This is a genomic window from Pandoraea fibrosis, from assembly GCF_000807775.2.
Classification (GTDB): domain Bacteria; phylum Pseudomonadota; class Gammaproteobacteria; order Burkholderiales; family Burkholderiaceae; genus Pandoraea; species Pandoraea fibrosis.
Genome location: NZ_CP047385.1, coordinates 2,171,203 through 2,193,382, shown reverse-complemented (window position 1 = coordinate 2,193,382; position 22,180 = coordinate 2,171,203). Strand labels below are relative to the sequence as shown.

Here is a 22,180-nt window from a genome sequence, read left to right as displayed (position 1 = left end):
ATGATGGGAATGACAAGGTCGTTCATGCCGCAAATGCGGGAGAAAATCCGCAAAATGTCGCGCATTGCACACGACTTAGCGGGGGAGAGCGGGCGATATTCGAATCGCGTGATACCGCCCATTCCCGATGAGAAATGCCGCTATATCGGACGAGACATAGCGGCATCGAATGGATGGTGCAGTGCGGCTTTTTTTGTGTCTGCACACCCAATCTTCCGAGCGTTCGGCTCCGTTCAATCCGTTCAATCCATTCAATCGATATGCAGTTCCATGCACGTCAGGTCGAGCCAGCGGCCGAACTTCGTGCCGACTTCTTTGAACGTGCCGACCATGCGGAAGCCAAGCTTTTCGTGCAGACGAATCGACGGCGCGTTCTGCGCTTCGATGCTCGCGATCATCACGTGAATGCCAAGCGCGCGTGCACGTTCGATCAGTGCGCGCATGAGTGTCTCGCCTATGCCGCCGCCACGCGTGTGCTTGTCGACATAAATCGAATGCTCGACGGTATGGCGATAGCCGTCGAAGGCGCGCCAGTCGCCGAACGAGGCATACCCGGCGACCTTGCCGTCGCGCTCGGCCACGATCACCGGAAATCCACGCGCGACGCGTGCCGCTAACCACTCGCGCCGATTGTCGATGTCCACGAGCACGTCGTTCCAGATGGCGGTCGTGTGCTCGACGGCATCGTTATAAATGTCGCGAATGGCGGCGAGGTCGGCGTCGGTAGCATCGCGAACAATGAACGAGGAAGTCATTTGGTGGGTCCCGCAAGCAAAGAAGCGTGGATGACGGTGTGAACGATGTTATCTATTTTACTGGAAATTAATTTCCAGTAGACTGGACGACATGGATATCAACGAACGCATCGCCCGCCGTGTGCGCGATCTGCGCAGCGAGCGCGGCTATTCCCTCGACACTCTGGCCGAGCGCAGCGGCGTCAGCCGTTCGAGCATCTCGCTCATCGAGCGTGCGCAGACCAGCCCGACGGCCAATGTGCTCGACAAGCTTGCCACCGCGCTCGATGTCACGCTCGCCTCGCTGTTCGATACTCACACGCCGGAAGACGCACCGCCCTCGCCACTCGCGCGCCACGCCGATCAGCCGGTGTGGACCGATCCGGATTCGGGTTACGTGAGACGCAATCTTTCGCCGGCGCAACCGTCGCCGCTGCAATTCGTCGAAGTGCAATTCCCGGCAGGCGAGCGCGTCGCCTACGACACCGGCGCACGGGACAACGAAGTCTGGCAGCAGATCTGGATGATCGACGGCACCATCGAAATCACGCTGGGCGACGCCACATGGCGGCTCGATACCGGCGATTGTCTGGCCATGCGGCTCGATCAACCGATCGGCTTCCATAACCCGACGTCGGTGAGCGCGCATTATCTCGTCGGGCTCGTCACGTTGCCGTTCGTTGCGCCAAGGAGATCTCAGTGATGTCAGCTTCGTCGTCCATCGCCCTGCAACGACTCGACGGCACGCAAGCCCTCGCGGCCGTCGAAGCACTCACCGATGTGCTCATCGATTGCGTGGAAGGCGGCGCATCGGTGAGCTTCATGCTGCCGCTCACGCGCGAGCGCGCCGCCGCGTTCTGGCGCAAGGTGGCCGACAGCGTGGCGCGTGGTGAGCGCGCGCTGCTCGTAGCGCGCCGGCGTGCATCGGGTGTGTCGGATGAGGAGGCGAACGATGGCGATATCGTCGGCACGGTACAACTGGTTCTCGATCTGCCCGAGAACCAGCCGCATCGCGCAGACGTGGCAAAGATGCTCGTGCAGCGTTCGGCGCGGCGTCAGGGCGTTGCACAGCGGTTGATGGCAGCCATCGACGACGTGGCGCGCGACGAAGGCCGTCATGTGCTGGTCCTCGACACCGTGACCGGCGGCGATGCCGAACGGCTTTACCAGCGCAGCGGCTGGCAGCGCGCGGGCGATGTGCCGAAATTCGCGCTCATGCCCGACGGTGCGTTCTGCGCCACCACGTTCTACTACAAGCACCTCTGACGCGTCCGCGACGCCCCACGCGCGGCGAAACGTGGCGTAACGCCAATGCGCGTGGCGCGGCATCCACCACGGCGGCCTGAATGACCGCTTAGTGCAGCGCCGCCAGACCGCTGAGCAGCGCTTTGTGGAACGTCGCCGGATCCTGCATTTGCGGCGCGTGACCCAGTTCTGGGAACTCCACGAGCGTCGCGCCGGGAATGGCGGCTTGCGTCGCCTTCGCGAGCGCGGGGTAGTGTCCAATCCGGGCCTGCACTTCCGGCGGAGAAAAATCCTTGCCGATGGCGGTCGTGTCCTTATCACCGATGAGCAACAGCGTCGGCACGCGAATCAAACCCAGTTCGTACACCACCGGTTGCGTATAGATCATGTCGTAGAGCAACGCCGAGTTCCACGCAACGATGCGCTTGCCCTGTCCTCGATACATTCCCGCCAGCATCTGCACCCACGGTTCGTAGCGATCACTCCATTGTCCGGCGTAGTACGTGGCCTGCTCGTAACGGCGAATGCCCGCCGCCGTGGTGCGCAGCTCGCGGTCATACCATTCGTCCACCGTCTTCGACGGCACGCCCAATGCCTTCCAGTCTTCCAGACCGATCGGATTGACGAGCACGAGTTGCTGCGTCTCGTTCGGATACATCAGCGCATAGCGCACGGCCAGCATGCCGCCCGTCGAATGGCCCACGATGGTCGCTGTCTTGATGCCCAGCGAAGCCAGCAGCGCATGCGTGTTGTTGGCGAGTTGCTGGAAGCTGTATTGATACTGAGCCGGCTTGCTCGACTTGCAGAAGCCGATCTGATCCGGCGCAATCACGCGATAGCCCGCCCCGGCCAACGTATCGATGGTCTCTCGCCAGGTCGCGGCACAGAAATTCTTGCCGTGCAGCAGCACGACGGTTCGTCCGTTGGCCTGCGCGGGTTTCACATCGAGATACGCCATATGCAGCGGCAGGCGCTGCGACGTGAAGTCGAACCGGTTGACCGGATAGGGATAGTCGAAGCCCTGCAACTCGGGACCGTAGGCCGGACCGGCATTGCTTTGGGCGTTGTCCGATGCGGGGTCTGCGGCGCGCGCGGGCGCGGCGATCAGGGCGGCGTTCGAAACCCCAAGGGAGATGAGGCTGACGAAGGCACCTGCACGTAGCGTTGCAACGGTTTGTTGCGACACACGGCGCATGCACTGGCGAAGCAATGACGTCATGGGAGAGAGGCGTGCCGTAGCACGCGAAGTGGCACAAAACAGAATGGGTCGATTGTGCCACGCTGTCTTCCCTCATGAGGGCCACGCAAAAAGCCCGCCGCAAGCGCGACGGGAAAGTCCTGTGCATGAAACCACGCACAGCGACAGGAGCCAGCAGAAGATCAGCGGCGTTCCCTTCGGGATCGCGAACGATGCCGAGAGATCGCGATGAGATGTCAAACGGTCTGGACTCCGGCGTCGGCGTTCCCGAAAGGAACGTCAACGCCGCAATGCAAGCGGCACGCGGTGGCGCCCGGCAATCCGGGGCGGCCACGCGTGCCGTGGTGAGGCTTAGTTACCGAAGTAGGTCGTGCCGGCGCGTTGCAGGCCACCGACCGAGCCGGCCGTCACCGGCGCGGCGGGCGTTGCCGGTTGGGCGCTGGGCGCTGCCTTCGGATACACGGTATCGTGTTGAACGACGAGACCCGCCTTCTGGGCTTGAATCAGTTCTTCACGTACCTGAGCACGGGTGAGCACGCTGGTTTGCGGCACCCACGAAAACTCCGACGGGCCGTCGAAAGCATCGCTGGCAAAGGCCGAACCGGCCGACACGGCCAGCATGGCGGAAATCAGAGCAGAGGTAATAAGTGTGCGCTTCATGGTCTTTCTCCTGTCTATTGAAGGGGGCGATGCTTGATTCATCGTCGACAGTTACAGTCTATTAGTGCGCACTTTGATAATAAATACGAAGATTTATAATCGTTTATTTCTAAATCAACAATAATTGATCTCAAGAGGGGCGAATGCGATTTCACGTGCACCACACCCATCTCTACCCTGGGGCAAGACTGACAGCACTCGACGGGCCGAAGGCGCCGGCAGGCGATGTCATTCTGGAATTCAGCGATGGCGCAGGTAGCGTCGGCCACTATCAGTCTTTCGCCGATGGTTCGCTGACACTGGATGTCGCGCCATACCGGACCGTGGCCGGCACGCAGCTTCCTGCCAAACACTGGCGACTCAAACCCACCGGGGAACGTGGCATCTGGTGCGTTGAGAAGAAACTCGATGCCGATCTATAACCCTTGAGAACCTGTGGTTATTCTCCCTCACTGCTTCACATCTTCACTATTTCTGCCCGCCCCCCGCACGACGCATGTTTCGGCGCCCGCAACGCTAGGGCGGTGGGTACTCACATCACAAGTGCGTCACAAGTGAGTGAGCGCGAACCCCGTGACAGCGGGCATTATGGTACTTTTCGAGCACTTCAAACGTGCGTATAAGCGAGCGCTCGCTTCGGAAACCGAAAGAATTGCGCAAAATCGGACACCATTGATGCGCTGCACGCATGACTGCGATCGCTTTGACGTCCTCCGGAAGGGTTTTGAAGGCGCGGAAAGAAACTCGGTAAAATCCGCTGCGGCATGGGGGTGCCGGCTGAAGGCCGCCCGTGTCCGAGACACCGGGGATGGCTGCGGCGTCTCGCCGAAGTACACGGCGCGCGCGCCGCTCAATGGAAGACAAGCATCGGATGAAAGCGCCCAGCAACCTGATCACTGGAGAAGTGCGGTCCAAAATCCGCAGCATGATTCTCGCGTCGGAACTCAGACCGGGGCAGCGCCTCATCGAAGACGATCTGATTCAGCGGCTCGGTGTTGGCCGCACGCCGGTACGTGAGGCCTTACTCATCCTGCAAGGCGAGGGGTTCATCGCCCGCAATCGCGGCTGGGAAGTTCAGGGCATCGACCATCTGCAAGTCCATGCGATCTTCGAAAGCCGTGTGGCCATCGAAGCCGAAACGGCGCGACTCGCCGCGCGCAAAATCACCCCGGAAGTGTGCGAAGCGCTGGCCGCACTCATCGAGCAGATGGAGCCGGGCAGTCATCTGCCACGCCTGACCATCAATCGCCTGAACACGGAATTTCACGATCTGATCGTGAAGGCCGCCGATAACGTGGTGTTGACGCAGTTTTACGAACGCACGCAGTTCTATTACTGGGCGTTGCGCATCCCCGTGATGTTCTCGGACGAACAGCTGAGCGCGACCAACGCCCAGCATCGCGCATTGCTCGCCGCCCTGCGCGCGCGCGACGAGGAACAGGCCGAGCAAATCGCGCGCGCGCACGTCGAGACGACGCGAGGCATCGTCGAGCCCGCATTGCCGCGCTGACGCCGCGACGCGTCACAGGGCTGGTGCCCATCAATATCGGCCTCAGCGCACCAGATAGCCCGCCACCCGCCAACGGCTGTCAATGCCGAACACCATCGTCACCATCTCATGGGCCTCGGCCTTCTTCTCGAAGACCGTGTCGTACTGAATGACGACGTACTCACCATCCGGCTGCCCCGGAAGCGTGCGCGTGAATACCGCGTCCTTGGTCTTGCGTGACTTCACTTTGCCCAGCGGCAAACGCGCGGCCTGAAGGCTTTGCGCCCAGTCTTCGGCCGAGATCGCGCGCTGAAACACCGGCGCAGCTTGCTCCCAGCTTTGCGTCCCACGATTGATATCGGTGAGTCCGAGCCAGAGGTTGGCCCCCTCGAGCGCTGCGCGCACGTCGCGATTGATGTCGGCGGCCGGCGCCGTCACGCCGCTGGCGGGTATGGAAAAAAGCGGCGGCTGCGTCTTGCGGCGTTGCGATGGCTCCTGTTGCGCCTGCACCGGCAAAGCACTCAGACAACCGATCACGCCGGCGGCCAGCGCCAAAGCGCGCAAGACACCGAAACGGCGAAAGCGACGGGGACGATGTGACGCGAAAAACTGAGTCGTCGACATTGACGCAAACTCCTTGAAACGAAAAAGACTAACCCGATCATTCTACTGGCGTGTAACGCGCACAGCGGCGTACATTACAATGCACAACACGTATCCGTTTCCCCCCGTTGGTCATCGCCATGTTGACGACGTCCCTGCTCGCGATCACCTCATTGCTCAGCTTCATGATGTTGCTGATCGTGGGCTCTCTCCTGCGCTCTCGCGTGGCGGGCGTGCGCGAATGGTGCATCGCCAATGTCGCTGTCCTCATCGCCCTGCCGCTGTTCGCCCTGCGCGGCGTCGTGCCCGACTTCCTGTCCATACCCATTGCCAATATCGCGCTCGCCAGCGGCTTGCTGTTTTACTACGCCGGCTGCGCTCGCTTTCTGGGGCAGCCGACGCACTGGCGGGTGATGGGTGCATCGCTGGGCGTGCTTGCCGCGGCGATGCTGGTCTGGTTCTACGGCACGGACAATCCACAAGTGCGCGTGGTCGTGGTCTCTGCCTATCACGCCACGATGCTGCTGGCCATAGCCTTGCTCATTGCACGGCACATCCCGCCGCGCCGTCATCCCTATCACTATTGGCTCACGGCAAGCCTTGCCGCAGTGTTCGCTATCGGGCACGCGGTGCGCGGCATGGTCTTCGGCCTGACGCCGGCGCCCGGTCCGGAATTGTTTGCCCCGACGGCATTCAACGCCGCGATGCTGACGATCGGCACGATTGTCATGCCCGCCATGACGATGGGCGCGGTCATGATGATCCACGACGCCATGCTCGCGACCGCCGAAGAGGCGGCCAATCGCGACTACCTGACCGGCGCGCTGTCACGCAAACACTTCGACCTGCTCGCCCGTCAGGAAATGGCACGCGCGCTCGCGCGCGGCTGGCCACTGTCGATCGTGATCATCGATCTCGACCACTTCAAACAAATCAACGACACGCACGGCCATGCCGGCGGCGACACGGTGCTGCGCGAATTCGTGAAGCTCGTGCGCGACGGCCTGCGAGAGGGCGACGCGTTCGGGCGATTGGGCGGAGAGGAATTCGCGGTGTTGCTGCCCGGCACGGATACGCCGGGCGCCATCCGTATTGCCGAGCGGCTGCGTGCACAGGCGAGTCGTCATCTGGTCGCCGGACCATTCGGCGTGTGTCATTACACGCTCAGCGGCGGCGTCGCGACGTGGCACGAACACGAAAGCCTCGAGGCGCTATGCATGCGCGCCGACCGCGCGCTGTACGCCGCGAAGATTTCGGGACGTAACCTCGTGCTGTCCGACGTGCTATCGAGCGACGAGACCGCGTCCGAGGCGGGCTGAGTCAGCGCACTCCACCTCGCCGACGTCACTCACGTCGCCCGTCTGCCTGTGCCGTTCCGGCTCAGGCGTGCGAGCCGTCGCTCGCATCCACGAAGAACTCACGGCGCAGGCGCGCTACATACGCCGTCAGATTTGGATGATTCTCGATCTCGTCACGCAGCGTCATGCGGAAATGCGGCGACATCGCGCTCGCGATGAATCCGAAGGCCGTGGCGTCGGCACCGCATGGCGACTGTCCGAAAAAGTACGGCTTGTCGCCCAGCAGTTGGGCCGCCGCCTGCGCGCCACGCCTGAGCAATTGCGCTTGCTCCTGCGGTGTGAAGCGGCCCGTCCCCTGCCCGTGTAAGGTGCCCCGGATCTTGCGACGGATAACGGCCTGCGCGACCGGACGCACCGGCCAGGGAATGGCCTTGAAGAACGAAGCCGGGCCTTTGGCGAAGTTCTCCGCGTCACACCAGCGCGCCTGCACCACATGCCAATAGAAGTGATCCTCCAGCGCCTTCTCGAACATCCAGGCCGCCCCACGTTGTTCGGGGGTCAGGCCCGCGTCGAAGTCGAAGCCATATTTGCGTTCGATATGCAGCCGGATCAATGTCGAGTCCGCCACGATCTCGCCGTCATCGTCGATATAGGGCAGCTTGCCCTTGGGGGCGCGCCGAAAACCGCCACGATTCGTCTGATATGGCAATCCCGCGAGCTTGAGCAGCATTTCCGCTTTGACGACGAACGGGCTGGCATCCGGAAGCCCGAATGCCGGGCCGAAGGTGTACAGGGTCAACATCGGGAGCAGGCTCCTGCGCAATGGGAATGGCGCTGAGTATTACATGCGGCGACGTCGGCGGCGACCCCGGCCGATCGAGGCGGTCACGTCACTCGCGCACTGTGATTTTATACAGTAGAATATCCCCCAATCGAGGAATGTCTTATGGAAACCATCGACTGGGATCAACTGGCGCTGAGCGCCGCCGAACGCGACCTTGCCGGTATCGTGCGCGAGATCGCTGCGCGTTATGCGCAACAACGCCTGGGCATGACGGAGGCGGTGTCGCCGCATGTCGCAAACGCATCGGATGAAGCGGGTGAACCGGATGACGCTGCGCCTGCGCCAACGCTGGACTGGCGCACGCTCGTGGCCATCGCCGACGAGGCCGAGGCCGATATCGGGCTGCACGCGCGTCATGAGCCGTGGGTATTGGCGCGTCTGCTGCGCCTGCCGGGCGACGAAGCCTTGCGCCGCAACGGCGAACTGCCACCGCTCGACGCCCCCGTCGATTTGCACTGGCCGGACGCTGCGGCACCCGCGGTATTTCGCGCCATCGTCGCCGCTGTCGACGCCATCCGCAACGGTGACGACCCGCATAGTGACGACGCCTCGTCGTTCGTGGCCGATCCCTCGGCGTTGCCCATCGCCGCGCGTCGTCCCGGGTCGAATGGGCCGGCGTGTACGGCCTGAAAGCCGCCCGAAAAACCCAAGGTCAACGAGGTTCACGAAGTGCCCGAATTCGCTGTCGAGGACGCCAACGCGCAACCCATTGCGGTCATGGACCCGGATGCGCTCGCCCGCGCCCTGCCCGCGCCGATGGTCTTCGTCGACCTGGAAACGACCGGCGGGAACGCCCTCGATGACCGCATTACGGAAATCGGGGTAGTCGAAGTCGGCCCGCACGGTATCGAACAATGGAGCACCCTGCTCGATCCCGCCGAACCCATTCCGCCGTTCATCCAGCAGTTGACCGGGATCACCAACGAGATGGTGCGTGGCCAGCCCTCGTTCGAGACGCTGGCCCAAGGGTTGGCGGAACGCCTGCACGGCAAGCTGTTCGTCGCCCACAATGCGCGCTTCGACTACGGCTTCCTCAAGAACGAATTCCGGCGCGCCGGCATCCGCTTTCAGGCTGACGTACTTTGCACCGTGCGGCTCTCGCGCCTGCTGTTTCCTACGGCAGCGCGCCACGGTCTGGACGCACTGATTGCGCGTTTCGGCCTCGCCCCGCTAGGCCGTCACCGTGCGCTCGCCGACGCCGATCTGCTCTGGCAGTTCTGGCAGAAGATCCACACGATCTACGCGCCCGATCTGATCGAGCAAGCCGTGCAACGCGTCACCAAACGCTCCAGCCAGCCACCACAGTTGCCGGACGAAGCCATCGACGCGCTGCCCGACAGCCCCGGCGTTTACCTCTTCTACGGCGAGGGCGACACACTGCTCTACGTCGGCAAGAGTGTCGATATCCGGTCACGTGTGCGCTCGCATTTTTCCAGCGATCACCAGGTCGCGAAGGATCTGCGTATCTCGCAGGAGATCCGCCGCGTGGAGGCCCGTCGAACGACGGGTGAACTGGGGGCGTTGTTGCTGGAGTCGCAGTTGGTCAAGCAGTTGCAGCCGGTGCATAACCGCCAACTGCGACGGGCGTCGAATCTCTATAGTTGGCAACTCGCAGCCGATAGCGACACGCCACAGCTCGTCAGTGCGAAGACCGTCGACTTCGCCAGCGCCGAGGCGTTGTACGGCACCTTCTCCTCGCGCGCCAGCGCGGAGAATGCACTTCGGGCACTCGCGGACGAACATCGTCTGTGTTGTGCGCAACTCGGGCTGGAGAAAACCGCTGCCGGACGGCCGTGTTTCGGCTATCAGGTCAAACGATGCGACGGTGTGTGCGTAGGCGACGCGCCACTGGCAGCGCACACCGAGCGGGTTCGCGAAGCACTCACGACACTCCAACTCGACACATGGCCCTACGACGGTCCGATCGCCATTGAGGAACACGGCACCGGCGCGCGTGCCGATGACGTGGAGTACCACGTTATCGACCGCTGGCAATACCTTGGCAGCGTGACGTCGCGCGAGGCGTTGAACCGCCTGGTCGACAGCATGCCTGCCGTGACGGGCTTCGATCCCGATATCTATCGTCTGCTGGGTCGGCGCCTTGCCGCGTCCCGACAGGCCAGCGAGCCGGGCCTGCCCGACGCCGCCGTGGCACTACCGTCGGATGAAGCGCCAGCGCCGCCGCGCCGCCCTCTCTCCCCGTTGGTCGTGCTGCCGCTCAGCCGTCCGGCGTTTCGTCTGAGTCCGGTCGAACCTCCCGGGGAGGTCCCCAAGAAGCGCGCCGTAGCGTTGTTGCGTCGCCGACAACCGCGTCCCGAAGATCCGGCGCAAATTCGTCTGCCGTTCGACGCCCATTGAATCCAGGAAGGATCGGATGTCAGTCCGATCCTTTCGCTCGCAACGCCCCCCATCACCGCCCTTCCCCTCCGGCCAGACGCCCCTGGCGTCGCCGACATCGCGTCCCGCATGCACAACGCGGCGGCTTCGCCACGTCCCCCATTTATTTCTCCCCCGGCGTCCACCTAGGCAAAACCCTCCTTTGCACGCCTCGGAATGAGCATATAAATATTAAGTATTTGCAAGACGCATGCTAAAGGCCGAAGAATACGCAATCCGAATACAAAACGGCATTGCAATATCGGCGACTTCGGCGTCGTCGCTGACCGGGGTACCGGCGCGTGGGGTACGCGTCAGCCCCCCGTCCCCACACAGAGCCAGATGGAATTACGCCAACTCGAAGCCTTCGCGGCGGTCATGTCGACCGGCAGCATCACTGCTGCCGGGCGTCTGCTCGGACGCTCGCAGCCCGCCATCACGCGGATGATTCAGGAGCTGGAAGCCGAAATCGGCTACGCCCTGTTCGCCCGCAGTGGCCCGCGCGTCACCCCGACCGAGCAGGGTTTCCTGCTTTTCGAAGACGTCGAGCATGTGCTCGCCGGCTTGCAGCAGATCCGTGCACGCGCCGACGAAATCGCGCGTGGCCAGACACGTCCATTGCATATTGCCGCCACGTCGGCACTGGCCGCCGGCCTGGTGCCCGCAGCGCTCGCGTTGCCGGGTCTCGCCCGTGACACCGTGCAGATCCAGATGCGCAGTACGTCGCCCGAACAGGTCGTGCATGCGGTGCTCACCGGTGCCGCCGATATCGGCGTCACCAGTCTGCCGCTGGAACATCGCGGCATCGTTGTGCACTGGATCGGCGAATCGGCTTGCGTGGCCGCCGTGCGCAGTGACGATCCGCTGGCCAGTCACGACCGGCTGCCGCTCGCGGCATGCGTGGGCCGTCGCATCATCACCATGCAGAACCCGTACCGGCTGCGCCGCCGTCTCGATCAGGCGTTCTCGCAGGCCGGCGTTGCGCCAGCCGGTCTCATCGAGACCAACGCCTCGATCAATGCGATGACGGCGGTTCGCGCGGGGCTCGGTGTCGCCGTGCTCGAACCGGTCACCGCTTACGGATTGCCGCTCGCCGACGTTGCCGTGCGCCCGATCGATGCCGACATTCCGTTCTTCTTCGGCGTGATCACCCGCGACGCGCGCGAGCCATCGCCTGCCGCACTCGCTTTTGTCAGCGCGCTGGCCGACGCCGCGCGCGATCTGCTGCCCGACTTCGTGCAGCGCGCCGCCACCGAACACGCCCAAGTCTTGCAGTCGCTCTACGGCGACTTGCCCGCTCCCAAGGAAGCCCTGTCGTCATGACCCAGTCCCCGACACTCGCCACCGGCCTGCCCGCGCTCGAAGCGCGCCTGCGTCAGGACCTCGCCTGGCTCGAATTACCCGCCAAGCCCTGGGTGCCCGAGCGCACGCACAACGGTCAGCCCGTGCTCGACGTCGCCATCATCGGCGGCGGCATGGCCGGGCTGGCCGCTGCCGCGTCGCTCACGCATCTCGGCGTGGGCGCCGTGATCTTCGATCAATCGCCGCGCGGCTACGAAGGCCCGTGGGCCACCACCGCGCGCATGGAAACCCTGCGCTCGCCCAAGCAACTCACCGGCCCGGCGCTCGGCCTTCCCGCGCTCACGTTCCGCGCGTGGTTCGAAGCCCAGTTCGGTCTCGAAGCGTGGGATGCCCTCGACAAGATCCCGCGTCTGCAATGGATGGACTACCTGCGCTGGTATCGCGAGGTGCTCGCCATCGACGTGCGCAACGACCACCGCATCACCGCCGTGACGCCGCTCGGTGCCGACGGTCTCGTGGCACTGTCGCTCACCTCGCCCGATGGCACGTCTACCGTCTACGCGCGCCATGTGGTGCTCGCCACCGGCCGCGACGGTCTCGGCGGCCCGACCGTACCCGCGTTTGCGCGCGAGTTGCCACGCCGCTTCTGGGCGCATTCGTCGGATGCCATGGACTATGCAACGCTGCGCGGCAAGCGCGTCGGCGTGATCGGTGCCGGGGCCTCCGCCATGGACAGCGCCGCCACCGCACTCGAAGCCGGTGCCGCCAGCGTCGACCTGCTCATTCGCCGCGCCGATATCCCGCGCGTCAACAAGGGTAAGGGCGCGGGCAACCCGGGCCTCACGCACGGCCACATCCATCTGCCGGACGAATGGAAGTGGCGCATCCGTCACTACGTCAACGTGCAGCAGGTTCCGCCGCCGCGCGGCAGCACGCTGCGTGTCTCGCGTCACGACAATGCGCGCTTCAATCTCGGCGCACCGATCCTCGACGTCACGCCGGTCGGCGACGTTCTGCATGTGCGCACCGCGAAGGGCACCTTCGTGCTCGACTTTCTCGTCTTCGCGACGGGCTTTCGCATCGATATCGAAGGGCGTCCGGAATTCGCCACATTCTCGAAATTCGTGCGCAAGTGGAGCGACCGCTATACCCCGGCCGCCGGGGACGAGGACGTCGAACTGTCCGACTCGCCCGACCTTGGCCCGGCCTTCGAATTCCTCGAGAAGACACCCGGCGCTTGCCCGGGGCTTGAGCGCATCCATTGCTTCTGCGCGCCGGCCACGCTCTCGCACGGCGCCGTCTCGGGCGATATCCCGGCCGTGAGCGAAGGTGCGAAGCGTCTGGCACAAGCGCTCGCGGGCACCTTCTATCGTGAAGACGTTGCGCACCATTACGCGAACATGGAGGCTTACGCCGAGCCGGAAGTCTACGGTGACGAGTGGACGCCTGCACCGCCGCCGCCCGCGCTGAACGGTGAGACCGCCACCGCCACGAAGGGCGAGGAGCGCATCGCATGACCGCCTGGATTCTGCGCCGCGCGCTGCAAGCGGTTTTCGTCGTCTGGCTGATGACACTGATTGTGTTCGTCGGCCTGCATGCGATCGGCAATCCCGTCGACATCCTGATCGGTCAGGACGTCGATCAGGTCGACCGCGCACGCATCATTGCGCAACTCGGCCTCGACCAGCCGTTGTGGCGCCAGTACCTGTCGTTCCTCGGTGGCGCGCTGCACGGCGAGCTGGGCAACAGCTTCGTCTACAACGTGCCGGCGATCCAACTGATTTTGCAGCGCCTGCCCGCCACGCTGGAGCTGGCTTTCGCCGCCCTCATCCTCGCGGTGTTCATCGGCATTCCGCTCGGTCTCTTCGCCGGCCTGTACCCGCGCAATCCGATCTCGAAACTCCTGATGACCGGCAGCATCGTCGGCTTCTCACTGCCGACGTTCTGGGTCGGGCTCATGCTCATCATGTTCTTCTCGGTGCATCTGGGCGTGCTGCCCGCGAGCGGCCGGGGCGAGACGGTGCGCGTATTCGGCGTGGAATGGTCGTTTCTGACGATCGACGGCCTGCGCCACCTGATTCTGCCCGCGCTCAATCTGGCGTTGTTCAAGATCTCGCTGGTATTGCGTCTCACGCGTGCCGGTGTCTCCGAAGTGCTGCCGCAGGACTACGTGAAGTTTGCCCGCGCCAAGGGGCTCTCGCCGTTACGTGTCGTGCTCGTGCATGTGCTGCGCAACACGCTGATTCCGCTCGTGACGGTGCTCGGCCTCGAGTTCGGTTCAACCATTGCGTTCGCCGTGGTAACGGAGAGCGTGTTCTCGTGGCCCGGCGCCGGCAAGCTCATTCTCGACAGCATCAACTCGCTCGACCGCCCGGTGATCGTGGCGTATCTCATCGTCGTGGTGTGCCTGTTCGTATCGCTCAATCTGATCGTGGACGTGCTCTATAAATGGCTCGATCCGCGTGTGCGCGTGGAGGCCGCTGCCTGATGTCGTCCAACCTCTCTCCTAACGGCACGCCCGCCACGGCGCTCGCGCCCGAGCCGGTGCCCGTGCGCCGCGAATCGCCCTGGCAGCAAGGCATGCGCGAGTTCGCCCGCTCGAAGAGCGCCGTGCTCGGCCTCGTCGTATTCGTGGTGCTGATCGTTGCCGCCCTTTCTGCGCCATGGATCACGCCGCAGAATCCGTATGACCTGATGCAGCTCGACGTGATGGATGCGCGTTTGCCGCCCGCGACAGCCAACGGCGCCGCCACGTATACGTACTGGCTCGGCACCGATGGGCAGGGCCGCGATCTGCTGTCCGGCATCATCTATGGATTGCGAATCAGTCTGGGCGTTGGGGTGGGTTCCGCGCTCATCGCCGGCATTCTCGGCACGATTCTCGGGCTGGTCGCCGCCTACGCAGGCGGACGCGTCGACGCCGCGATCATGCGTCTGGTCGACCTGTTGCTGTCGTTCCCGTCGATTCTCGTGGCGCTGATGATCCTCGCTTACGTGGGCAAAGGTATCGGCAACGTGGTGCTTACGCTCGTGGTACTCGAATGGGCCTATTTCGCGCGCACCGCCCGCGGGCAGGCGCTGGTCGAATCGCGGCGCGAGTATGTGGAAGCCGCCCGCTGCCAGGCCATTCCGAACTGGCGCATCGTGCTCGGTCATATTCTGCCGAACTGCCTGCCGCCGCTGATCGTCGTGGGCTCGCTGCAAGTCGCTCGCGCCATCACGCTCGAAGCCACCCTGTCGTTTCTTGGGCTGGGGGTACCGGTAACGGAGCCGTCGCTCGGCCTGCTCATCGCCAACGGTTATCAGACGATGCTCTCCGGCGAATACTGGATCAGTCTGTATCCGGGCCTCGCGCTGCTCGTCACGGTCGTCGCCATCAATCTCGTGGGCGACCGCCTGCGCGATGTGTTCAATCCAAGGTTGCAGAAATGAGCGGCGCAGTGTCCCCCACGTCTCCCCTCACATTGGAAGTGCGCCATCTGCGCACGCAGTTCATCACCCGCGCCGGCACGTTGCCGGCGGTGGACGACGTTTCCTTCTCGCTGCCGCCGGGCCACATCATGGGCCTCGTCGGCGAGTCGGGGTCGGGCAAGTCGGTGACCGGCTTCTCGATCATGGGACTGGTCGACGCGCCGGGCCGGATCGTCGGCGGTGAAGTGTTGTTTCAAGGACGCGATCTCACGAAGATGTCGGCGGCCGAATTGCGTCACCTGCAAGGCAATCGCATCGCGATGATTTTTCAGGACCCGATGATGACGCTCAACCCGGTGTTGCGCGTCGACGTGCAGATGATCGAGGCCGTGCGTGCGCATCAGCGCGTGTCGAAGGCGCAGGCGCGCGAACTCGCACGCGACACACTCGGCATGATGGGGATTCCGAGCCCCGACGAGCGTCTTCGCGCCTATCCGCATCAGCTCTCCGGTGGCATGCGCCAACGCGTGGCGATTGCCATCGCCATGCTGCACCGGCCCGATCTGATCATTGCCGACGAGCCGACCACAGCGCTCGACGTCACGATACAAGCGCAGATCCTCTCGGAAGTACAGAAGCTGGCGCGTCAGCACGGCACGGCACTCATCTGGATTACGCACGACCTGTCGGTCGTGGCGGGGCTGGCCGATACGCTCGCGGTGATGTACGCGGGACGCATCGTCGAACAAGGGGCGGTCGACGCTGTGCTCGACGCACCGCAACACCCGTACACGTCGGGCCTCATCGGCAGCCTGCCCAGTCTGAACAAACGCGGCCAGCGTCTGCGCCAGATTCCCGGCATGACGCCGAATCTGCTCGCCATGCCGGCCGGATGCGCATTCGCTTCACGATGCGCCTACGCGAGCGCCGCCTGCGCCGTGCGCCCCGAGATGACGCAGGTATCGCCGGGCCGCCTCGTGCGCTGCTTCCACCCGGGCGCTGCGTTGCAAAAGGAGATGGTATGAACACGCCGCTGCCGCAAAGTCAGCCTGTCAGCACCGGCTACGGCAAATCGAACATCCCGAGCGCCACGCTGCCCGTACCCATCGTGGCGTTGCGCGGTGTGAGCAAGCGCTTTGGCGAGCGTCACGTCGGTCCCGCCGGGCGACTGCTCGAACGCGCCGGACTGGCGCATCCGCCTGCCGTGGTGCGGGCCGTCGATAACGTGGATCTCGTCGTCAAACCGGGCGAGGTCGTGGGTCTTGTGGGCGAGTCGGGCTGCGGCAAATCCACGCTCGGGCGCATGCTCGCCGGGTTGCTCAAGCCGACCTCGGGCGAGGTGCAGATTCACGGTCGCCCGGCCGAATCGCTTTCCGCGCAGGAACAGCGCGATGCGCGTCTGAAGATCCAGATGATCTTTCAGGACCCGTATGCGAGCCTCAATCCACGCCTGCGGGTCGACCGCATCGTTGGCGAAGGCGCGCTCGTGCATGGCCTGACCGATCGTGCAGGCTTCGACGACTACGTGAGCGCACAATTGCAGCGTGCCGGACTGGATCCGGCGCTGCGCCATCGCTACCCGCACCAGTTCAGCGGCGGTCAGCGTCAGCGCATCGGCATCGCACGGGCGCTGGCCGTCTCGCCCGATCTGCTCGTGTGCGACGAGGCGGTCGCGGCGCTCGACGTGTCGATTCAGGCGCAAATTCTCAATCTGTTCATGGATCTGCGCGAACAACTGCGTCTGACGTATGTGTTCATCAGCCATGACCTTGGCGTGGTCGAGCATTTGTCCGATCGCGTGGTGATCATGTATCTCGGCCGCATCGTGGAAAGCGCGCCGGTCGAGGAAGTGTTCCGTCGCCCGAATCATCCGTACACGCAGGCGCTGCTCGCCGAGATTCCGCGCATCGACGTGCGGCACAAGACGTTCTCCGCCATTCGCGGCGAAATTCCGAGCCCGATTGCCCCGCCCAGTGGCTGTCACTTCCATCCGCGATGTCCGCACGCCATGCCGCGTTGCCGCACGGAGGTGCCGACGCTTCGTGGCGTGGCCATCAATCATGTGAGTGCGTGTCATCTGAACGACACCTGACAGGCCCGCAGGCGCCGCTCTCGATGCTCACGACGGCGTCTGTCTCTTCTCTTCATCATCAACGACCAGGATTGCCGATAATGAAACGCTTCTTGTTGTCCTCGCTGGCTGCTGCACTGCTCGTGACGAGCGCGGCCGCTTCTGCCCAGACGCTGCGCATCGCCTTTGCCGACCCGCTCTCGTCGCTCGACCCCCAACTGAACAACCACGCGGGCGACCGCTCGGTCGACCTGCACTTCTGGGATCTGCTCGTCGAGAACAAGTGGAACAAGCTGCAACCGGGTCTGGCCGTGTCGTGGAAAGCCCTCGACGCCAAGACCTGGGAGTTCAAGCTGCGCCCGAACGTGAAGTGGCATGACGGCCAGCCGTTCACCGCCGCCGACGTCATCTACTCGTATCAACGCGCGCGTAACGTGCCGGGCAGCGTGGCCACGTTCGCAGGCTATCTGCGCACCATCGACACGATGAGCGCGCCGGACCCGCTCACACTCGTCGTCAAGACCAAGATTCCGAATCCGGATCTGCCGCTCAACCTTGCCTCGGTGCATATCGTGAGCAAACACGTGGGCGAGAAGTCGAACACCGACGACTACAACGCCGGACGCGCCATGGTCGGCACGGGCCCGTTCAAGTACGTCTCCTACACACCGGGCGACCGCGTGGAAATGGTGCGTAACGACAACTACTGGGCAGGCAAGTCGGAGTGGGAAAAGGTCGATTACCGCTACATCAACAACGGTGCCGCTCGCACGGCTGCGCTGCTGGCAGGCGACGTGGACGTGATCGACAAGGTCTCGGCCTCGGACATTCCGCGTCTGAAGAAAGCGCCGAACGTGACGGTGTTTCCGTATCCGGGTCTGCGCGTGATGCTGCTGCAACCGACCTTCCGTGAAGGCTCGAATCAGTACATCACCGATAACGCCGGCAAGCCGCTCGCGAAGAATCCGCTGCTCGACGTGCGCGTTCGCCGTGCGCTCTCGCTCGCCATCAACCGCGAGGCTGTCGTCACGCGCATCATGCAGGGCACGGCCAGCGTGGCGAACCAGTGGATGCCGAAGGACACGTTCGGCTATAACCCCGACGTGAAGGACATTCCGTTCGATGCCGCGCAAGCTAAAAAACTGCTCGCCGAAGCCGGCTTCCCCGACGGCTTCAAGCTGACGATGCATGTGCCGAACGACCGCTATCCGCAGGGTCCGGAGACCGCACAGGCGGTGGCGCAATTCTGGACGCGCATCGGTGTGAAGACGCAGGTGGAAGTGGTGCCTTGGGCCGTGTACTCGGGTCGCGCGAACAAGAACGAATACGCCATGACCATGCTTGCCTGGGGTAACGGTACGGGTGAAGCCAGCTACGCGCTGGTGAATGTGCTGGCAACGGTCGATACCAAGAAGGGCCTCGGCGCTTCGAACTGGGGTCACTACAGCAACCCGGCGATCGACAAGGCACTCGACGCGTCGACCGCCGAGTTCGACGAAGGCAAGCGCGAAGCGATCCTGCGTCAGTCGGTCAAGATCGAGACGGACGACGTCGGCACGATCCCGCTGTACCACTACCAGAACATCTGGGCCGCCCGCAAAGGTCTGAAGGTCACGCCGTTCACGAGCGATCGCACCGTTGCGATGCAAGTGACCAAGGCAGCCAAGTAAGCCGGCCCGCCGCGTTATGACGTCATCGCTCATTCTCACGGCACCCCCTGCCGACGCGCTGATCGACGTGCCGCGCCACCTTGTGGTGCGCGGCGCGGCGCCCGGCGCACACGTGACGCTCACCGCCCGCACCGCGCGGGCGGGTGGCGTGGTCTGGCATGCCGAGGCGACCTTCGTGGCCGACGCCGACGGCGTTGTCGATGCCTCGCGCGACGCGCCGGTCAGCGGCAGCTATCGAGGCGTCTCGGCAATGGGCCTCATCTGGTCGCAGGTGCCGGAAGACGGCAAGAGCCGCGACGTGTTTCCGCAGCCCGTCATCGCGCCGCTCGTGACGACGGTCGTCGCTCAGGCAAGGCATTCGGCAGGGCACGAAGCGGACAACGTCGCGGTGCCGTCTTCCGTATCCTCTTCCGTATCTTTCACGCAGCGACTTGCCGCCGATGGCGTGACGCGACGAGAGGTGCGCGAAGACGGACTCGTCGGCACGCTCTACCTGCCGCCCGGCGACGGTCCGCACCCGGCCGTGATGATTCTCAATGGTTCTGGCGGTGGCATCAACGAGCCGCGCGCTGCGCTGTATGCATCGCACGGTTATGCCGCGTTTGCGCTCGGTTACTTCAAGGGACCGGGACTGCCCGACTACATTTCCAATACCCCTCTCGAGTACTTCGCGAAGGGCATGGACTGGCTGCGCCGCACGGTGAAGCCCGCGCATGACTTCGTGGCGCTCTCGGGACAATCGCGTGGCGGCGAGTTGGTGCTGCTGCTCGGCGCCACGTTCCCGGACGCCGTGTCGGCCGTCATCGGATATGTGCCGAGCGCGTTGATTCACAGCGCACAGAACGCCTGCGATCCGGCAATCGGACGCGAGGGCCCGACGTGGCTGCTCGAAGGCAAGCCCTTGCCGCACATCTGGGAAAACAACCGGACGGCGTCGTGGGCACCGTTCGACGAAGGCCCGCCGCCGCATCGGCATGCCAAGGCGATGCTGACCGCACTGGACGATCCCGACGCGGTGGAACGCGCTCGCATTCCGGTGGAAAAGATTCGCGGTCCGGTCATGCTGCTTTCCGCTGAGGATGACGGTTCGTGGCCGTCAAGCCGCTATTCACGGATGGTGACGGAGCGGCTCGCTGCACGCGCCCATCCGTACCCGGTCGAGCATCTCGATTTCGACAATGCAGGACACGCCATCGTGTTCCCGTATGTTCCGACGACGCAGCTCGTTTATGCACATCCGGTCTCCGGGAAGATCAGCACCGGGGGCGGCGAGCCGTCGGCGAACGCACTTGCGGACGAGCGTTCCTGGAGCGCAGTACAGGCATTCCTCGCGCAGGCGGTGGCCGAGCGCGCCCAATCACAAGGACAATCATGACCGTCAATACTCAATACGACATCGCAAACGATCTCGTCGATCGCGTCGCCGGTCTGACACCCGGCACGGCGACCCACACGTTGCGTCATGCACGCGACAAGGTTGCTGTGGCAACGCAGGGTAGCTATGAAGGGCTGTTCGATCCGGCGCTCGAAGGGATTTCGTTGGTGGAGCGTCTGCTCGTGGCGCTGTACGCGAGCCGTCTGACGCCCTCGCCTTCGCTGGCGGCTCACTATCGCGCCGAATTGGCCAGGCATACGGTCGACGCTGCGCAACTGAGCGCCGTCGAAACCGGGCAGCCGGAAGAGGTGGCAGACGAGCGCCTGCGCGCGATCCTGACGTTCACCCGCACGCTCATCGAGAATCCGGTGGAAGGGGACAAGGCGGCTTTGCAAAAGCTGCCGGCGGCTGGGCTGACGACGCCTGCGGTGGTCGCGCTCGCCCAACTGATCGCATTCCTGTCGTATCAGACGCGTCTGGTCGCGGGTCTGCAAGCCCTCAAACAACTTGCACCGCAGGAGACGACAGCATGAGCGACATCATCCGTTCGCATGGGTTTACTAACGAGTCGCTCGACTGGGATGCATGGCTCGACGTCGTGGAACTCGACAAGGCGACGCCGGAACAGGTTGCAGTACTGGAAGAGAGCCATCCGAAGGCCAAGACGTCGGATTACTATCTTTTCCTCGTGCATCAACCCGAAATTCTTCGCCAACGCTCGGCAGCGTTCAACGCCATCATGTATGCGCCTGGCGGTATGCCGCGCGCCGAGCGCGAGTTGTCGACGACGGTCGTCTCGCGAATCAATGGCTGTGTGTATTGCGCGTCGGTGCATGCGCAGCGCTTCGAGCAACTGGCAAAGCGCAACGATGTGATCCGGGAAGTCTTCGACGAGCCGCGCACCGCCGGTACGACGGATCGCGAAAAGGCCATCTCTCAGTTCTCGATCGCCTTGACGGAAAAGCCGGGTGATGTGCGTCCGGAGCAGTTACAGGCGCTTCGCGATGTGGGTCTCACGGACGCCGAAATTCTGGATTTGATTCACTCCATCGCGATCTTTGCGTGGGCGAACCGACTGATGCTTAACCTCGGTGAGCCGGTGTTCCCGGAAACGGTGCCTGCTGTCTGAGGCTGGAACCTCGATCGCGGCGAGACGTTGGCGCGTTTCGTCAGTTCCAATAAGGTTGTGCGCTAAAGCGCTGTTCTTCCGGGCAGCGCTTTTTTATTGAACAAGTGGTATAGGCTGAAGCCTTTTACCCGCTCTGCGCGGACATCCTCAAGGCTTGAGCAATGACATCCACCACGTACTCCGTCCAGCCGATTGGCCCCGATGACATTCCTGCGTGGCGTACGCTCAGACATTGTCTTTGGCCCCAGGCCAGCGCGGATGAGCATGACCGCGAGATGGCAGAGATACTTTCCAGTCCGGAACGTTACGCCACATTCATCGCATTTTCGACGGCGAAGGCGGCACTTGGCTTCGCCGAGGCATCGATACGACACGACTATGTGAATGGATGCGATACGTCGCCGGTGCTATTCCTTGAAGGCATTTATGTGGTGCCTGAGGCACGTCGTCAAGGCGTTGCCAAGGCACTGTTCGAATACGCCGAGCAATGGGGCGCCCTTCACGCGTGCGAAGAGTTTGCATCAGATACGGATGTTCGGAATGACGGCGTTCAGGCGTTACACCGTGCACTCGGCTTCGAAGAGACAGAACGCGTTGTCTTCTTCAGAAAGCGAACGTCGAAGGCTGCGTTGGGATAGGGTGAGTCAAGGTGTCGATACAAGCGCTAGACCATCAGTGCCAGCACGCTTGCCCAACACTTCAGCTACTCCGCAAGTCACAGGATAAAGCGGGCGCACAAAGCAAAAACCCCTTGCTACGCGTTGTAGCAAGGGGT

Annotated in this window: 21 protein-coding genes and 1 pseudogene; 17 read left to right on the top strand and 5 right to left on the bottom strand. The window is 63.5% G+C overall.

What is annotated here, in order from left to right:
* Positions 1–251: 251 nt before the first annotated feature.
* Entirely contained in the window at positions 252–755 is a 504-nt protein-coding gene (locus tag PI93_RS09825) for a GNAT family N-acetyltransferase (RefSeq protein WP_039372759.1), read from the bottom strand.
* A gap of 91 nt (positions 756–846) precedes the next feature.
* On the opposite strand from PI93_RS09825, the gene PI93_RS09820 reads away from it, so the two are divergent.
* Both PI93_RS09820 and PI93_RS09815 read left to right on the top strand, forming a co-directional pair.
* Entirely contained in the window at positions 847–1,437 is a 591-nt protein-coding gene (locus PI93_RS09820; RefSeq protein WP_039372762.1) for a helix-turn-helix domain-containing protein, read from the top strand.
* Entirely contained in the window at positions 1,437–2,000 is a 564-nt protein-coding gene (locus tag PI93_RS09815; RefSeq protein WP_039372764.1) for a GNAT family N-acetyltransferase, read from the top strand. The genes PI93_RS09820 and PI93_RS09815 overlap by 1 nt, the downstream gene beginning before the upstream one ends.
* Before the next feature lie 88 nt (positions 2,001–2,088).
* On the opposite strand, the gene PI93_RS09810 is transcribed toward PI93_RS09815, so the two are convergent.
* Positions 2,089–3,198 carry an alpha/beta fold hydrolase gene (locus PI93_RS09810; RefSeq protein ID WP_080759303.1) on the bottom strand — a complete coding sequence of 370 codons (1,110 nt, stop codon included), beginning with the start codon at positions 3,196–3,198 and terminating at the stop codon, positions 2,089–2,091.
* Between the two features lie 330 nt (positions 3,199–3,528).
* Positions 3,529–3,837: a DUF4148 domain-containing protein gene (locus PI93_RS09805; RefSeq protein ID WP_052240827.1), complete on the bottom strand. Its 309-nt coding sequence runs from the start codon at positions 3,835–3,837 to the stop codon at positions 3,529–3,531.
* A 143-nt stretch (positions 3,838–3,980) separates the two neighbouring features.
* Here PI93_RS09805 and PI93_RS09800 point away from each other — a divergent pair, with 143 nt between their 5' ends.
* Together PI93_RS09800 and PI93_RS09795 are read left to right on the top strand one after the other, a co-directional pair.
* Positions 3,981–4,259, top strand: a complete 279-nt coding sequence (locus PI93_RS09800; RefSeq protein ID WP_039372766.1) for a hypothetical protein — start codon at positions 3,981–3,983, stop codon at positions 4,257–4,259.
* A gap of 482 nt (positions 4,260–4,741) precedes the next feature.
* Complete coding sequence (locus tag PI93_RS09795) at positions 4,742–5,347, top strand: GntR family transcriptional regulator (RefSeq protein ID WP_158453315.1); 606 nt, start codon at positions 4,742–4,744, stop codon at positions 5,345–5,347.
* Positions 5,348–5,389: 42 nt separating this feature from the next.
* Here the strand turns inward: PI93_RS09795 and PI93_RS09790 are convergent, their stop codons facing one another.
* Positions 5,390–5,950: a DUF4019 domain-containing protein gene (locus tag PI93_RS09790; protein ID WP_052240828.1), complete on the bottom strand. Its 561-nt coding sequence runs from the start codon at positions 5,948–5,950 to the stop codon at positions 5,390–5,392.
* 119 nt (positions 5,951–6,069) lie between these two features.
* Here PI93_RS09790 and PI93_RS09785 point away from each other — a divergent pair, with 119 nt between their 5' ends.
* The gene (locus PI93_RS09785) at positions 6,070–7,248 is read left to right on the top strand and encodes a GGDEF domain-containing protein (protein ID WP_039372892.1); all 1,179 of its coding nucleotides are present in this window, start codon (positions 6,070–6,072) and stop codon (positions 7,246–7,248) included.
* 61 nt (positions 7,249–7,309) lie between these two features.
* Here the strand turns inward: PI93_RS09785 and PI93_RS09780 are convergent, their stop codons facing one another.
* Positions 7,310–8,029 (bottom strand): glutathione S-transferase family protein, encoded by a 720-nt coding sequence (locus PI93_RS09780; RefSeq protein WP_039372772.1) that lies wholly within the window; start codon positions 8,027–8,029, stop codon positions 7,310–7,312.
* A gap of 144 nt (positions 8,030–8,173) precedes the next feature.
* Between PI93_RS09780 and PI93_RS09775 the strand changes: the two genes are divergently transcribed.
* The 12 genes and pseudogenes from PI93_RS09775 (at position 8,174) to aac(6') (ending at position 22,043) form a co-directional block, all read left to right on the top strand.
* Complete coding sequence (locus PI93_RS09775) at positions 8,174–8,701, top strand: DUF2471 family protein (RefSeq protein WP_039372775.1); 528 nt, start codon at positions 8,174–8,176, stop codon at positions 8,699–8,701.
* Positions 8,702–8,740: 39 nt separating this feature from the next.
* Complete coding sequence (locus tag PI93_RS09770) at positions 8,741–10,429, top strand: exonuclease domain-containing protein (protein ID WP_052240829.1); 1,689 nt, start codon at positions 8,741–8,743, stop codon at positions 10,427–10,429.
* 360 nt (positions 10,430–10,789) lie between these two features.
* Positions 10,790–11,770, top strand: coding sequence for a LysR family transcriptional regulator (locus tag PI93_RS09765; protein ID WP_039372776.1), 981 nt, complete (start codon positions 10,790–10,792; stop codon positions 11,768–11,770).
* Positions 11,767–13,266 (top strand): flavin-containing monooxygenase, encoded by a 1,500-nt coding sequence (locus PI93_RS09760; protein ID WP_039372778.1) that lies wholly within the window; start codon positions 11,767–11,769, stop codon positions 13,264–13,266. Before PI93_RS09765 ends, PI93_RS09760 begins: the two co-directional genes overlap by 4 nt.
* Positions 13,263–14,237, top strand: coding sequence for an ABC transporter permease (locus tag PI93_RS09755; RefSeq protein WP_039372782.1), 975 nt, complete (start codon positions 13,263–13,265; stop codon positions 14,235–14,237). The genes PI93_RS09760 and PI93_RS09755 overlap by 4 nt, the downstream gene beginning before the upstream one ends.
* Positions 14,237–15,181, top strand: coding sequence for an ABC transporter permease (locus PI93_RS09750; protein ID WP_052240830.1), 945 nt, complete (start codon positions 14,237–14,239; stop codon positions 15,179–15,181). The genes PI93_RS09755 and PI93_RS09750 overlap by 1 nt, the downstream gene beginning before the upstream one ends.
* Positions 15,178–16,185, top strand: coding sequence for an ABC transporter ATP-binding protein (locus tag PI93_RS09745; RefSeq protein WP_039372785.1), 1,008 nt, complete (start codon positions 15,178–15,180; stop codon positions 16,183–16,185). Before PI93_RS09750 ends, PI93_RS09745 begins: the two co-directional genes overlap by 4 nt.
* Positions 16,182–17,252 carry an ABC transporter ATP-binding protein gene (locus PI93_RS09740; RefSeq protein ID WP_080759305.1) on the top strand — a complete coding sequence of 357 codons (1,071 nt, stop codon included), beginning with the start codon at positions 16,182–16,184 and terminating at the stop codon, positions 17,250–17,252. Before PI93_RS09745 ends, PI93_RS09740 begins: the two co-directional genes overlap by 4 nt.
* A gap of 80 nt (positions 17,253–17,332) precedes the next feature.
* Positions 17,333–18,901: an ABC transporter substrate-binding protein gene (locus PI93_RS09735; RefSeq protein WP_039372787.1), complete on the top strand. Its 1,569-nt coding sequence runs from the start codon at positions 17,333–17,335 to the stop codon at positions 18,899–18,901.
* A gap of 16 nt (positions 18,902–18,917) precedes the next feature.
* Positions 18,918–20,276, top strand: a complete 1,359-nt coding sequence (locus PI93_RS09730; RefSeq protein WP_039372790.1) for an acyl-CoA thioester hydrolase/BAAT C-terminal domain-containing protein — start codon at positions 18,918–18,920, stop codon at positions 20,274–20,276.
* Positions 20,273–21,405, top strand: a pseudogene (locus PI93_RS25065) (CMD domain-containing protein). The gene PI93_RS09730 and the pseudogene PI93_RS25065 overlap by 4 nt, the downstream one beginning before the upstream one ends.
* Before the next feature lie 161 nt (positions 21,406–21,566).
* Complete coding sequence (gene aac(6') / locus PI93_RS09715) at positions 21,567–22,043, top strand: aminoglycoside 6'-N-acetyltransferase (protein ID WP_052240831.1); 477 nt, start codon at positions 21,567–21,569, stop codon at positions 22,041–22,043.
* The last annotated feature ends 137 nt before the right edge of the window (positions 22,044–22,180 follow it).